The organism is Pseudomonas sp. LBUM1652 (assembly GCF_059716105.1).
In genome coordinates this window covers 1198196-1212675 of sequence record NZ_CP166804.1, presented here as the reverse complement: position 1 = coordinate 1212675, position 14480 = coordinate 1198196, and the positions used below count along the sequence as shown (strand labels likewise).

Annotated in this window: 14 protein-coding genes; 9 read left to right on the top strand and 5 right to left on the bottom strand. The window is 57.7% G+C overall.

Annotation, left to right across the window (positions count from 1 at the left end; translation table 11 throughout):
* The first annotated feature begins 8 nt into the window (after nt 1-8).
* Entirely contained in the window at nt 9-338 is a 330-nt protein-coding gene (locus ACA069_RS05375) for an Imm50 family immunity protein (RefSeq protein WP_489879141.1), read from the top strand.
* A gap of 183 nt (nt 339-521) precedes the next feature.
* On the opposite strand, the gene ACA069_RS05370 is transcribed toward ACA069_RS05375, so the two are convergent.
* On the bottom strand, nt 522-1244 hold the full coding sequence (locus ACA069_RS05370) for a tellurite resistance TerB family protein (RefSeq protein WP_489879142.1): 723 nt from the start codon (nt 1242-1244) through the stop codon (nt 522-524).
* Nucleotides 1245-1420: 176 nt separating this feature from the next.
* Between ACA069_RS05370 and ACA069_RS05365 the strand changes: the two genes are divergently transcribed.
* The 8 genes from ACA069_RS05365 (at nt 1421) to ACA069_RS05330 (ending at nt 11332) form a co-directional block, all read left to right on the top strand.
* Nucleotides 1421-2335, top strand: coding sequence for a LysR family transcriptional regulator (locus tag ACA069_RS05365; protein WP_497616627.1), 915 nt, complete (start codon nt 1421-1423; stop codon nt 2333-2335).
* A 132-nt stretch (nt 2336-2467) separates the two neighbouring features.
* A complete protein-coding gene (locus ACA069_RS05360) occupies nt 2468-3925 on the top strand; it encodes a gamma-aminobutyraldehyde dehydrogenase (RefSeq protein ID WP_497618197.1) in 1458 nt (485 codons plus the stop codon).
* Between the two features lie 83 nt (nt 3926-4008).
* A complete protein-coding gene (gene ydcS, locus ACA069_RS05355) occupies nt 4009-5160 on the top strand; it encodes a putative ABC transporter substrate-binding protein YdcS (protein ID WP_497616625.1) in 1152 nt (383 codons plus the stop codon).
* A gap of 168 nt (nt 5161-5328) precedes the next feature.
* Nucleotides 5329-6366: an ABC transporter ATP-binding protein gene (locus ACA069_RS05350; protein ID WP_497616624.1), complete on the top strand. Its 1038-nt coding sequence runs from the start codon at nt 5329-5331 to the stop codon at nt 6364-6366.
* Nucleotide 6367: 1 nt separating this feature from the next.
* A complete protein-coding gene (locus tag ACA069_RS05345; RefSeq protein WP_489879144.1) occupies nt 6368-7303 on the top strand; it encodes an ABC transporter permease in 936 nt (311 codons plus the stop codon).
* Complete coding sequence (locus ACA069_RS05340) at nt 7293-8117, top strand: ABC transporter permease (RefSeq protein WP_497616621.1); 825 nt, start codon at nt 7293-7295, stop codon at nt 8115-8117. Before ACA069_RS05345 ends, ACA069_RS05340 begins: the two co-directional genes overlap by 11 nt.
* A gap of 147 nt (nt 8118-8264) precedes the next feature.
* Nucleotides 8265-9689 (top strand): gamma-aminobutyraldehyde dehydrogenase, encoded by a 1425-nt coding sequence (locus ACA069_RS05335; protein ID WP_497616619.1) that lies wholly within the window; start codon nt 8265-8267, stop codon nt 9687-9689.
* Nucleotides 9690-9847: 158 nt separating this feature from the next.
* The gene (locus tag ACA069_RS05330) at nt 9848-11332 is read left to right on the top strand and encodes an APC family permease (protein ID WP_497616618.1); all 1485 of its coding nucleotides are present in this window, start codon (nt 9848-9850) and stop codon (nt 11330-11332) included.
* Between the two features lie 57 nt (nt 11333-11389).
* On the opposite strand, the gene ACA069_RS05325 is transcribed toward ACA069_RS05330, so the two are convergent.
* The 4 genes from ACA069_RS05325 to ACA069_RS05310 form a co-directional block, all read right to left on the bottom strand.
* Nucleotides 11390-11947 (bottom strand): hypothetical protein, encoded by a 558-nt coding sequence (locus ACA069_RS05325; RefSeq protein WP_497616616.1) that lies wholly within the window; start codon nt 11945-11947, stop codon nt 11390-11392.
* A gap of 5 nt (nt 11948-11952) precedes the next feature.
* On the bottom strand, nt 11953-12168 hold the full coding sequence (locus ACA069_RS05320) for a hypothetical protein (RefSeq protein WP_497616615.1): 216 nt from the start codon (nt 12166-12168) through the stop codon (nt 11953-11955).
* 224 nt (nt 12169-12392) lie between these two features.
* The gene (locus tag ACA069_RS05315; protein ID WP_497616613.1) at nt 12393-13031 is read right to left on the bottom strand and encodes an RloB family protein; all 639 of its coding nucleotides are present in this window, start codon (nt 13029-13031) and stop codon (nt 12393-12395) included.
* Nucleotides 13028-14281: an AAA family ATPase gene (locus ACA069_RS05310; RefSeq protein ID WP_497616611.1), complete on the bottom strand. Its 1254-nt coding sequence runs from the start codon at nt 14279-14281 to the stop codon at nt 13028-13030. The genes ACA069_RS05315 and ACA069_RS05310 overlap by 4 nt, the downstream gene beginning before the upstream one ends.
* Nucleotides 14282-14480 lie beyond the last annotated feature (199 nt).

The window sequence follows — 14480 nt, the reverse complement described above, 5'->3', positions numbered from 1 at the left end:
CAGCAAACATGAGCCTTTCTTATGCATTACTGGACGGAAACTCAATACATCTAAAACTGCATAGCAAAATAGAGCAGTCAGCCGCACCCAAGAAATGGTTAGAAAAAGAGTACAACGAGTATGAATTTGATCTTTATATAAACCCTGTTAAAAACCTCAAAATAAAAAACTTCAGTTTCACCGTATCCGTGCTCATATCTATCACAAATGAAAACCACACTTACAAGCTAAAACTTAAGATCAATGATCTCATGCGATGTCACATGCAACGCAAAAAGTATTACTACGGCCAACATCAAAGCCTATCGCAACGACGGAGCTGTCTAGGCAAGTGCTGAATAGAAAAGGGCCAAACCAAGCTCCCTTGTTTTCCTGAAACCCATGTCTGAAACCCAGAGACGCAGTCCTAACGGAAAAAGACTGAAAGTGGTAGCTCTCAGAATCGAAATATCTAAGCCTGCAAAACAATCGGGGGGGTTTAACCGACTGCCTGCCCCCCCAAGCCTTGCAGGCTCGAATAATTAAACTGCAGCCAACCGCACCTGCTTCTCCAACTCCACCTTCAACCCCGGCTCCAGCTTCAACTGCCGCGCCAACTCATCCAGATAGCTCTTCTCCATGAAGTTCTCCTCGTCCACCAGCATCACACTGGCGATGTACATCTCTGCCGCCATTTCCGGGGTGCTTGCCGCGCGGGCAACGTCTGTTGGGTCAAGGGGTTTGTTGAGTTCGGCATGCAGCCAGTGCTGGAGCTCCTGGTCGTTGTCGAGTTTGGTGAATTCGCCTTCGATCAGTTGGCGTTCGCGGTCGTCGATATGGCCGTCAGCTTTGGCTGCGGCGACGAGGGCCTTGAGGATCGCCTGGCTGTGCAGCTCGACCTGCGCCGCAGGCAAGCGGTCGAGGGTCTGGGGTTCGCGTTGTGGTGCGGTGCCTTTTTGGGCGTTGTAGTTGCCGTAGGCTTTATATGCCAACACGCCCAGCGCGGCTAGGCCGCCGTAGACAGCGACTTTGCCGCCGACGTTACGCGCCTTTTTACTGCCGAGCAGCAGGCCCATGGCGCCCGCCGCCAGTGCGCCACCGCCGGCACCTGACAGTAGACCGCCGAGGCCACTGCCGCCGGAAGACCCACCAAGCAAGCCGCCCAGCCCGCCGCCAGCCGATTTGTTCTGCGACCCGCCAGCCTTGTTCTGCAACAGATCCTGGCCGGATTTGAGTAGTTGATCGAGCAATCCACGGGTGTTCATGTTCCGCCTCCAAACAGGGGTTATCCGGATGTATAAGGCCCTCAGCCTAGTTCGAAAGTGCCCCTGCCCTGCTCACGAGTGTGCTTCCAGATGTTGCTCGGCATCGGACTGCCCTTCGTGAAAATAGATATACACTCCAGCCAATCTATAAAAACCGCCCACTGGGTACCCTTCTCATGATGACCCTGCGTCAGATCCGTCACTTCATCGCCGTGGCCGAGACCGGCTCGATCTCCGCTGCTGCGCAAACGGCGTTCATTTCCCAATCGACACTGACCCTGGCGATCCAGCAACTGGAAGAAGAAATCGGCGTCAGCCTGTTCAGCCGACACGCCAAAGGCATGACGCTGACGCATCAGGGTCATCAATTCCTACGCCAGGCGCACCTGATTCTGGCGACAGTCGATAACGCCAAACGCAGCCTGCAACAGAGCACCGATCAGGTTGCCGGGCAGTTGATCATCGGCGTGACCAGCCTTGTCGCGGGTTACTACCTCGCAGATTTGGTCACCCGGTTTCAGCGCGCTTATCCCAATGTCGAGATCCGGGTGATGGAGGACGAGCGCCCCTACATCGAGCATCTGCTGGTCAGTGGCGAGATCGATGTCAGCGTATTGATCCTCTCCAACCTCGAAGACCGCCATGCCCTGCAAACTGAGGTTCTGACCCATTCGCCACACCGTTTGTGGCTGCCGGCACAGCATCCGCTGCTGGAGCACGACAGCATCAACCTCGTCGATGTTGCCCGCGAACCGTTGATTCAACTCAACGTCGACGAGATGGATCGCAATGCTCAACGCCTGTGGCGCGGTGCGGGACTGCAACCGAAGATCACGCTGAGAACCGCTTCAACCGAAGCGGTGCGAAGCCTTGTAGCGGCGGGTCTGGGCGTGTCGATCCAGCCGGACATGACGTATCGCCCATGGTCGCTGGAAGGCGACATCATCGAAGCGCGGCCAATTGCTGACCTCAACCAAACCCTCGATGTCGGGCTGGCCTGGCGTCGTGGCACCGCGCGGCCGGCGCTGGTTGATCCATTTCTGACCGTGGCCCGCGAACAACCCCACGGCGGACGCAAGCCATCTATTTAATCGAATGCCACCTTCAGTATTTAGAATTTGTCGCCCCCGGAGCCGCGCACTAGTCTTGCTGCATCTATAAGACGGTCGGCTCCCGGTGCACAGGGAGCACCAATGGCCATACAAGAAAAGAGAACTCGCAAAATGGCTGGCGCGCAGACCCCGATGTGTACCGCGTTGTTGATCGACGGCGAACTGGTCGCCGGCGAAGGCTTTGTCGAGCCGATCCTCAATCCGGCCAACGGTGAAATTCTCACGCACATCGCCGAGGCCAGCACCGAGCAGGTCGAAGCTGCCATCCTCGCCGCCCACCGCGCCTTTGCCGAATGGTCGCGCACCACGCCGCAGCAACGCTCCAACCTGCTGCTGGAGATCGCCAACGCGGTCGAAAAACACGCCGACCACCTCGCCCGCCTCGAATCGCTGAACTGCGGCAAGCCGTTGCATCTGGCCCGTCAGGACGATTTGACTGCGACCGTCGACGTGTTCCGTTTCTTCGCCGGAGCCGTGCGCTGCCAGACCGGCCAGCTCAGCGGCGAATACCTGCCGGGTTACACCAGCATGGTGCGCCGCGATCCGATTGGCGTCGTCGCATCGATTGCACCGTGGAACTACCCGATCATGATGGCCGCGTGGAAAATCGCCCCGGCCCTCGCCGCCGGCAACACGCTGGTGTTCAAGCCGTCCGAGCACACGCCGCTGTCGATCCTCGCGCTGGCTCCTGCGCTCGCCGAAATCCTGCCGCGTGGGGTGATCAACATCATCTGCGGCGGTGGCGAAGGCGTCGGCAGCCATTTGGTCAGTCACCCGAAAATCCGCATGGTCTCGCTGACCGGCGATATCGTCACCGGGCAGAAAATCCTTCAGGCCGCGGCGAAAACCCTGAAACGCACACACCTTGAACTCGGCGGCAAAGCCCCGGTAATCGTCTGCAACGACGCGGATCTGAAAGCCGTGGTCGAAGGCGTGCGCACCTACGGTTATTACAACGCCGGGCAAGACTGCACCGCCGCCTGCCGGATCTACGCCCAGGCCGGCATTCACGACAAATTGGTCGCAGAACTCGGTGCCGCTGTCAGCAGTCTGCGCTTCGCTGGCAAGCGCGATGCCGACAACGAAATCGGCCCGCTGATCAGCACCCGCCAGCGCGATCGCGTGGCCAGTTTCGTTGAACGCGCCCTCGGTCAGCCGCACATCGAGCGGGTGACCGGCGCGGCGGTGCATTCCGGCGCCGGTTTCTACTACCAACCAACGCTGCTAACCGGTTGCAAGCAGAGCGATGAAATCGTCCAGCGCGAAGTGTTCGGCCCGGTGGTGACCGTGACCCGTTTCGATGAACTCGCCCAAGCCGTGGACTGGGCCAACGACTCCGAATACGGCCTCGCCTCGTCGGTGTGGACGCAGAATCTGGACAAGGCGATGCAAGTCGCCGCCCGCCTGCAATACGGCTGCACCTGGATCAACAGCCATTTCATGCTGGTCAGCGAAATGCCCCACGGCGGGCTGAAACGTTCAGGTTATGGCAAAGACTTATCCAGCGATTCGCTTCAGGACTACAGCGTGGTGCGGCACATCATGGCCCGCCACGGCCAGCATCTCTGAATACGCTAATAACAAGCCGCCAACGGCATGCTTCACCGCGTTCACAACTGCCCCGACCATAATTTAAAGAAGAGGGTTCAACCATGTTCGTGCACAAGACCGCACTGCTCAGTGCAATCACCACGGCCTTGCTGGCCAGCGCCAGCCTGCAAGCGGCAGAACCGCTGAAGGCTGTCGGCGCTGGTGAAGGTCAGCTGGATATCGTCGCCTGGCCGGGCTACATCGAACGTGGCGAGAGCGACAAGGCCTACGACTGGGTGAGCGGTTTCGAGAAAGAAACCGGCTGCAAGGTCAACGTGAAAACCGCCGCGACCTCTGACGAAATGGTCAGCCTGATGGCCAAGGGCGGTTACGACCTGGTCACCGCGTCGGGCGATGCGTCGCTGCGTCTGATCGTCGGCAAGCGTGTGCAACCGATCAACACCACGTTGATCCCGAACTGGAAAACCCTCGACCCACGCCTGAAAGATGCGCCTTGGTACGTGGTCAACAATCAGACTTACGGCACCCCGTACCAGTGGGGGCCGAACGTGCTGATGTACAACACCAACGTGTTCAAGACTGCACCGACCAGTTGGAATGTGCTGTTCGACGCGCAGAACCTGCCGGACGGCAAAGCGAACAAGGGCCGTGTGCAGGCGTATGACGGACCGATCTACATCGCCGATGCGGCGCTGTATCTCAAGTCCGCCAAGCCTGAATTAGGTATCAGCGATCCGTATCAACTCAACGAAGCACAGTACAAAGCCGTGCTCGATCTGTTGCGCGCCCAGCAGCCGCTGATCCACCGCTACTGGCACGACACCACGGTGCAGATGAGCGACTTCAAAAACGAAGGCGTGGTCGCCTCCAGCGCCTGGCCATATCAGGTCAACGGCCTGATCAACGAGAAGCAGCCAATCGCGTCGACCATCCCGAAAGAAGGCGCTACCGGCTGGGCCGACACCACCATGCTGCACGCCGAGGCCAAGCACCCGAACTGCGCGTACAAGTGGATGGATTGGTCGCTGCAACCGAAAGTCCAGGGTGACGTGGCGGCGTGGTTCGGCTCGTTACCGGCCGTGCCGGCGGCTTGCCAAGGCAGTGAGTTGCTCGGCGCCGAGGGTTGCAAGACCAACGGTTTCGACCAGTTCGACAAGATCGCCTTCTGGAAAACTCCACAGGCTGAGGGCGGCAAGTTTGTGCCGTACAGCCGCTGGACGCAGGACTACATAGCGATCATGGGCGGTAGGTAAGCCCCTTCAAGATCAAAAGATCGCAGCCTTCGGCAGCTCCTACACCGACCGCGAGCACCGAAAATTCAGCGTCCGGCACACATCCTGTAGGAGCTGCCGAAGGCTGCGATCTTTTCGACGCAACACCTGATCATTCTTTGAAAGCCTGCTTTACCGGAGCACCGCACCATGACGCTTGCAGTCCAGTTCACCAACGTTTCCCGGCAGTTTGGCGAAGTGAAAGCCGTTGACCGGGTTTCCATCGATATCCAGGACGGCGAGTTCTTTTCCATGCTCGGCCCTTCCGGCTCGGGCAAAACCACGTGCCTGCGCCTGATCGCCGGATTCGAACAACCGAGCGCCGGCTCGATCCGCATCCACGGCGCCGAAGCGGCGGGTTTGCCGCCGTATCAACGTGACGTAAACACTGTGTTTCAGGATTACGCGCTGTTCCCGCACATGAACGTGCTCGACAACGTCGCCTACGGCTTGAAAGTCAAAGGCGTGGGCAAAAACGAACGCCACAAACGCGCAGAAGAAGCCTTGGACATGGTCGCCCTCGGCGGCTACGGCGAACGTAAACCGGTGCAATTGTCCGGCGGCCAGCGCCAGCGTGTCGCCCTCGCCCGCGCCTTGGTCAATCGACCCCGCGTGCTGCTGCTCGATGAGCCTTTGGGCGCCCTCGATTTAAAGCTGCGCGAGCAAATGCAAAGCGAGCTGAAGAAACTGCAACGCCAGCTCGGTATCACTTTCATCTTCGTCACCCACGATCAAACCGAAGCGCTGTCGATGTCCGACCGCGTCGCCGTGTTCAACAAGGGCCGCATCGAGCAGGTCGATACCCCGCGCAATCTGTACATGAAACCCACCACCACATTCGTCGCCGAATTCGTCGGCACCTCGAACGTGATTCGTGGCGAAATGGCACGCCAGCTCAGTGGTCATCCGCAGCCGTTTTCAATCCGTCCGGAGCACGTGCGCTTTGCTGAAGGCCCATTGGCCAGCCATGAAATCGAAGTCAGCGGTCTGCTCCACGACATCCAGTATCAGGGCAGCGCCACGCGCTATGAACTGACGCTGGAAAACGGCCAGACCCTGAGCATCAGCCACGCCAACAACCAGTGGCTCGACAGCAGCGCACAGCATCAGACCGGCCAGCGCCTGAGCGCACGCTGGGCGCGGGAGGCGATGATCCCGCTGCACGACACCGTGACGAGTGGGGTCTGAGATGAGCACGCTCGCGATGACTCAATCGCCGCCGCTGCGCAGGTTTTCCAACCTGCTCTACCGCAAGCCGAATTTGTATTTGTCGATGCTGCTGGTGCCGCCACTGCTGTGGTTCGGCGCGATCTATCTTGGCTCGCTGCTGGTGCTGTTGTGGCAAGGTTTCTACACCTTCGACGACTTCACCATGGCGGTCACCCCTGACCTGACCCTGGCGAATTTTGCCGCACTGTTTCAGCCATCTAACTTCGACATCATCCTGCGTACGCTGAGCATGGCCATCGTCGTGTCGATTGCCAGCGCCATTGTGGCGTTCCCGATTGCCTACTACATGGCGCGTTACACCACGGGCAAGACCAAGGCGTTTTTCTACATCGCGGTGATGATGCCAATGTGGGCCAGTTACATCGTCAAGGCTTACGCATGGACGTTGCTCCTGGCCAAGGGCGGCGTGGCGCAGTGGTTCGTTCAGCATCTGGGGCTGGAGCCGGTGTTGCAGTTCATCCTCGGTATTCCCGGCGTCGGGGGCAGCACCTTGTCGACCTCGCATCTCGGCCGTTTCATGGTGTTCGTCTACATCTGGCTGCCGTTCATGATCCTGCCGATTCAGGCCTCGCTTGAGCGCCTGCCGCCGTCGTTGTTACAGGCCTCCGCCGACCTTGGCGCCAAGCCGCGTCAGACATTTATGCAGGTGATTTTGCCGCTGTCGATTCCGGGAATTGCTGCCGGATCGATCTTCACGTTTTCGCTGACATTGGGCGACTTCATCGTGCCGCAACTGGTCGGCCCGCCGGGCTACTTTGTCGGCAGCATGGTTTATGCGCAGCAGGGTGCGATCGGCAACATGCCGATGGCCGCCGCGTTTACGCTGGTGCCGATTGTGTTGATCGCCATCTACCTGTCCATCGTCAAACGACTGGGGGCCTTCGATGCACTCTGACTCTTCATCACAAGGGCATGCGTCTATAGGTCTGCGCATCGCAGCCTGGGGCGGGTTGGTGTTTCTGCACTTCCCGATCCTGATCATCTTCCTCTACGCCTTCAACACCGAAGAGGCCGCGTTCAGCTTTCCGCCGAAGGGCTTTACGTTGCACTGGTTCAGCGTGGCGTTTTCGCGGCCAGACGTTCTGGAATCGATCAAGCTGTCGCTGCAAATCGCGGCCATTGCCACATTGATCGCGATGGTGCTCGGCACGCTCGCCTCGGCGGCTTTGTACCGCCGGGATTTCTTCGGCAAACAGGGTATTTCGTTGATGCTGATCCTGCCGATCGCGCTGCCGGGGATCATCACCGGTATCGCGTTGCTGGCGACGTTCAAGACGCTGGGGATCGAGCCGGGAATGTTCACCATCATCGTCGGCCACGCGACCTTCTGCGTGGTGATCGTCTACAACAACGTCATCGCCCGCCTGCGCCGCACTTCGCACAGTCTGATCGAGGCTTCGATGGACCTGGGCGCCGATGGCTGGCAGACCTTCCGCTACATCATGCTGCCCAATCTCGGCTCGGCGTTGCTGGCCGGCGGCATGCTCGCGTTTGCGCTGTCGTTCGACGAAATCATCGTCACCACATTTACCGCAGGCCATGAACGCACGTTGCCGCTGTGGCTGCTCAACCAGCTCAGCCGCCCACGGGATGTGCCGGTGACCAACGTCGTCGCCATGCTGGTGATGATGGTGACCATGCTGCCGATCCTTGGCGCGTACTACCTGACTCGGGGTGGTGAGAGCGTCGCCGGCAGTGGCGGAAAATAATTGAAATCCCCCTGTAGGAGCTGCCGAAGGCTGCGATCTGTTGATGTTGCTTTTGAAAATCAAGATCAAAAGATCGCAGCCTGCGGCAGCTCCTACACAGGATCCGGTTTCCACAGATAAAACAATGGATTCGAAGAGGACAAAAGCATGCAAACCAAACTCTTGATCAACGGCCAATTGGTCAACGGCGAAGGCCCAGCCCAACCGGTGCTCAACCCGGCGCTCGGCGAAGTGCTGGTGGAAATCAACGAAGCCACAGAAGCCCAGGTCGATGCCGCCGTGCGAGCAGCCGATAGCGCCTTCGCCGAGTGGTCGCAAACCGCGCCGAAAGACCGCTCCCTGCTGCTGCTCAAACTCGCCGACGCTATCGAAGCCCACGGCGAAGAATTAGCCAAACTCGAGTCCGACAATTGCGGTAAACCCTACAGCGCCGCGCTCAACGACGAGATCCCGGCAATTGCTGACGTGTTCCGTTTCTTCGCCGGCGCCAGCCGTTGCATGAGCGGTTCGGCCGGCGGTGAATACCTGCCCGGCCACACCTCGATGATCCGCCGCGACCCGGTCGGCGTGATCGCCTCCATCGCGCCGTGGAATTACCCGTTGATGATGGTCGCCTGGAAAATCGCCCCGGCACTGGCCGCCGGTAATACCGTGGTGCTCAAGCCGTCGGAACAAACCCCACTGACCGCGTTGCGTCTGGCCGAACTGGCATCGGAAATCTTCCCGGCCGGCGTACTCAATCTGGTGTTTGGTCGTGGGCCTACCGTTGGCAGCCCGTTGGTGACTCATCCGAAAGTGCGCATGGTCTCGCTGACCGGCTCAATCGCGACCGGTTCGAACATCATTTCCAGCACCGCCGACAGCGTCAAACGCATGCACATGGAACTGGGCGGCAAGGCGCCGGTGATCATCTTTGACGATGCTGATATTGATGCAGCGGTTGAAGGCATTCGTACATTCGGCTTCTACAACGCCGGGCAGGACTGCACGGCAGCGTGCAGGATCTACGCGCAGCAAGGCATTTACGAAAAATTCGTCGAGAAGCTTGGCGCGGCGGTCAGCAGCATCAAGTGCGGGTTGCAGGATGATCCGTCGACCGAGTTGGGGCCGCTGATTACTGCGCAGCATCGTGATCGTGTCGCAGCGTTCGTCGAACGCGCCGTGGCGCAACCGCACATTCGTTTGATCACGGGCGGCAAGGCTGTGGACGGCAATGGTTTCTTCTTCGAGCCGACCGTGTTGGCTGACGCGCAACAGGACGATGAAATCGTCCGCCGTGAAGTGTTCGGGCCGGTGGTGTCGGTGACCAAGTTCACCGATGAAGCGCAGGCGCTGGAGTGGGCCAACGATTCGGACTACGGCCTGGCGTCCTCCGTTTGGACAGCTGACGTAGGACGCGCGCATCGGATGTCGGCACGGTTGCAATACGGCTGCACCTGGGTGAACACGCACTTCATGCTGGTCAGCGAAATGCCGCATGGCGGTCAGAAACTGTCCGGTTACGGCAAGGACATGTCCATGTATGGGCTGGAGGACTACACCACGGTTCGGCATGTGATGTTCAAGCATTAACAGGCTGCGATCTTTTCTACGACACACGGACGATGTCGGCGACTCACCACCAGGCTTCAACGAAACCAAAACAATAACTACCGAACCGGGCGGCGCTCCCAAAGCCCCGCCACGGCCTCGGCCATCCGAAATCTGCCGATTTCACGGAGCAAACACACATGAGTGCATCACCCGATCTCTCAGCCGCCGTCGCCGACAGCGATGCCGAACAACTGCGCAAACTGGGCTACACCTCCAACTTCAATCGCAGCATGAGCCTGTGGGAAAACTTCGCCCTGGGCTTCACCTATCTGTCACCGGTCGTAGGGGTTTATACCCTGTTCGGCCTGTGCCTCGCCGCTGGCGGCCCGCCGATGTTCTGGGCCTATTTGCTGGTTGGTTGCGGCCAGTTGCTGGTGTGCCTGATCTTCGGCGAGGTGGTTTCGCAATTCCCGATTTCTGGCGGCGTTTACCCATGGGCGCGCCGACTGGTCGGCAAGAAATGGGCGTGGATGGTCGGCTGGATCTACTCCATCGCCCTGTGCGTCACCATCGCGGCCGTCGCAGTCGGCGCTGGCCCGTACCTGGCCGCGATGCTGGGATTTGAGCCGAGCAACAACACCAACATCGTCATCGCCCTGGTGCTGACCTTGTTCGCCACGCTGGTCAACCTCAGCGGCACCAAAGTGCTGGCGCGCATCGCCATGTTCGGCTTCCTTTGCGAACTGGTCGGCGCAGTGATCGTCGGCGTGTACCTGCTGATCTTCGAACGTCACCAGCCGCTGAGCGTGCTGTTCAACACCTTCGACATCAGCGTCGACGGCTCCTACCTGCCGGCATTCCTCACCGCCTCGCTGGCGGGGATGTTCCTCTACTACGGCTTCGAGGCCTGCGGCGACGTCGCCGAAGAAACCCCGAACCCGAGCGCAAAAATCCCGGTGGCCATGCGCATGACCATCTACATCGGCGGCATCGCGGCGATGTTCGCCTGCCTGGCGCTGATCCTCGCCGTACCGGACATGCAAGCGGTGATCAACGGCACCGACAAAGACCCGGTCACCACCATCCTCAACAACGCCTTCGGCCCGGTCGGCTCGAAAGTGGTGATGGGCGTGGTGATGATTTCCTTCATCTCCTGCGTCATCAGCCTACAGGCCGCAGCGAGTCGTCTTCTCTACTCCTACGCCCGCGATGAAATGGTCATCGGCAGCCAACTGCTGAAAAAGATTTCTCCTACGACTCAGGTGCCGGTTGCCGCGCTGTTCGTGTCCGGCGTCCTGCCGGCGCTGATCATCGCCCTCGGATTTTTCCTGCAAGACGCCGTCGCGACCATCGTCAGTTTCGCCGCGATCGGCATCTACCTCGCGTTCCAGATGATCGTGCTGGCGGCACTGTATGCGCGGATGAAAGGCTGGAAACCCAGCGGCAAATTCACCCTCGGCGCGTGGGGTTGGCCGGTGAACATCGGCGCACTGGTGTATGGCGTTGGCGCAATCATCAACATGGCCTGGCCCCGCACGCCGGATGCGGCGTGGTACGTGAACTATGCGATGGTGTTGAGCACCGCGATCGTGATTGGCTTGGGCTTGATTTATATGTGGATTGGCAAGCCGTATGACCATGGGAAGGCGCCGGCTGGGGATGCCTGGAAGGTGAGTCGCTAAGGGTTTTTGACCTCGGCACCGACAAGGTGCCGGGGTTCAGGAAACCGAGAAAAATCATCAGAAAGAAAGCTCTGCCTGATCGTGTTTCAGCAAGGAAATACGATCGAACAATTTGATTTTTTCGTCTGCTTTTTGCTTGGCGTGATCGGACATGAATGCAATCAACTCTTCTAGCTGACTGACGTCTCCGACGACTTTGAATTCCTTTTCCTTGTTGACGAAAACAAGCGACTTCTTCTTTCTCGACAACAGTTCTATGACGTTGCTGAGCGTACCGGTGCTCTTTGCATCCCAGATCATCAAGCCGTAGTCAGCCGCTTCGGCCATGACTACGTCTTTCTCAGTGAAGAAGGCTCTCGATCCCTTGGAATGCTTGGAGTCGACTGTTCTGGCGGGCCACTGCCCAAGGTTATTCCGCGGCGTTGAACCACTGCAGAACACCGTGGTTCTGGATCGCTCAAGGCTCAACAGGTACTCCTGAATAGAGGTATCGGCGCCCCCAGCATCACCCACCACCACCTCAAAATCAGACGCAACGATATTATTGATGCGCTCTTTAACCTTCGGATCAAGGTTCTTGATGTTGATAGAGCCGGCAATAAATACAGTCGTCATTGAGTTCACTTCCAAGTTAGCGCTGCTACGTAAATCTTCCCCACTTTTGGATATTTACGCAAAACAGCGCAGGCCGCGTCCATCGACGCCCCACTATCAAACAAATCATCTACAACCAAAACATTCCAGCGCCCATCAGTGGTGATTTCATCATTGACGCTGAAACTGTCTCCAATCGCAGCAACCTTGTCTGCTGAGCCCGGAAACCAAGGGCCGAGCATCTGTAGCGATGCGCGAGATTCAAACAAATAACGGAAAAATACTGGTTAGGGGTGGTTTCACTGGCGCCAGTGCAAAAATAGGCATTTCCTACAGACGCGACCTTCAAGGAAAAATCTTGTTTCCTACAGTGGATGGCGACTGAATGGCCTTGGTTCAGCCAGCGCCTGCCAGCAACGTCTCCTCTCAGCTACTGAGCCAGGCCAATGGGGGGATCGGAGAGGGCTTATGTGTCAATCGGCTGGGGCTTTGAAAGGGTTTCGAACTCATCCATCAATAAGTGAATTTCAGTGCTTGGGTTGTGTTCGCCACTGAGGGCGACATCGTCAAGAACTTTGGGGGCCAGCGCTCTTGCCTGCTGAAATGGCTTGCCGAGTAGCTGAGCGAAGTAGCTGACGTCTTTGCCTTTCTGATAGTCAGCCATGCTGGGTTTTGCTCTGAGGCTCTTGGTCACCAAATCAGCCGGAGAGTTTTTCCCGGCTGTGCTGAACGGTTTTCGACTGTAGCCAAAGTGCAGTAGTAGCCAAAACTCGAAGCACGGATAAGAGGCGATGACTTGGATTTTTGGATAAGACTTCGCCGCATTCAACGCTCGCTCGAAGCACATGTGGGTGTCTCGGTCCAAAACACAGAACACCTTATCGAAGCTTTTTTGCCTTACGACTGCTCGCTCAACAATGCCGCTTGGATGTGTAACACCGCAGTGGACGATCTCAACCTGGGCCTTGGCCCGAAAATAAAACGCGGCTTCCTCCAGATAACGTTTCCCTGACTTACTGTCTTCACACAACACCAGTACCTTAGGCTGCGGTTTGAAGCGGGAAGCCTTGCGATCAAACGATTTGAACGAACTCACTACCCTCACCCCCGCCTTATCAGCGGCAGCCCGCGATAGCGCCCTTCGAAGTAACGTTTCTCGACATCCTCGCTTTCCCGGCCTCCAAAATCGTGTACGGAAAACAGGCTCGTGGCGCCATGCGCATCACGCTCTGTAATCCAGAACTGGTCACGCCGCAGAATCTTTTCATTCATCAGATGGGTATCGTGTGTCGTGAAAATCAGTTGGGTATCCAACCCACTGTCCAGATGCTTTGCGATCAAGTCAGCGACGATTTCGGGATGAAGACTGCTATTCAGTTCGTCGACGCAGAGGATCCCGCTGCCACCGGCCTGATTCATCATGAACCAGGGCAACCAGAAGCCAATCAGGTTCTTGGTTCCACAAGACTCCTCCGAGAAGTCGAACTGCGCATCGCCTGAAATGCTGGAATGCGTGAGGGTCAGTTTGTCCTTTTGAGCCGCCGCGAAGAACTCCTTCAAGGACAGTTTTCTGTTGCTCAAGTCTGCAGAGGCGTCATCCGGGTCGAGTTGTATCGCAGACACGGGAATATCCAGCGCACTGAGAAAATCGCGCAGGTTGCTCGTATGATTTTTGACCATTTGCAGAAAGCGAATCGAGGCTGTGGATAAGCCAAGCATGTTGTTCTGTTCAATGACTAGCAGACCGGTTTGAAACCAACTAAATGGAGTGCGCAGTTGACTCAACTCTTCGCTGCTATGAGTGACGGCTTGTGCAATAAACAGCATCGTCGGACTGGTCAATCGGCGCCAGGCGCAATGCACTTCCTTGCCGCCCTCAAGGGTTTTACCAAACAGGTAATGCTCACCTTCAGCATCAAACCGGCGGTCATAAAGCAGTGTTTCCTTACCGTTCGGGTAAGCAGTCAGTTGTTCCTGAACAATCCTCTGCGCGGTCAGCCCGAGGACAAACTGATAGCGCAGTCCGCCCTGAATAAAGTCGTACTCAAAGACACTGGGCGCATCGCTCAGAGTGCAATCAAATCGAAAAGGTGAAACGGGCAGCGCTTCGTCATTTGAACCACGTGGTGTCGCTAGCAAGCGTCCGACGATGCCCATTGCGCGGATCAGTGAAGACTTTCCGGAGGCGTTCGGACCGTAAATAGCTGCAACCTTCAACAGCTCCGGAAGCTTTTCTGCGCTCGTGGAGGCTTTGAACGTATTGCGCGTTTTGCTCAGACGAGGGCTCGCCGCCATGGACAGGGTTTGCCTGTCCCGAAATGAGCGGTAATTGGATACCGAGAATTCGATCAACATGGAGAAAACCTGCAGTTCATTGCTTGGGTTTTCATGAATAAACGAAAAAACAGGCTTCAGATGCAGACAGACTGCAGCGAGTGCAAAAACAGGAATTTCCTACAGATGCAGCCTTCTTGAAAAAGTCCCGATTCCTACAGTTAGTGTCGATGGAGCTGACTTTGCGCGGAGAGCATCCCGGAGATAGTCTTCTTTCCGG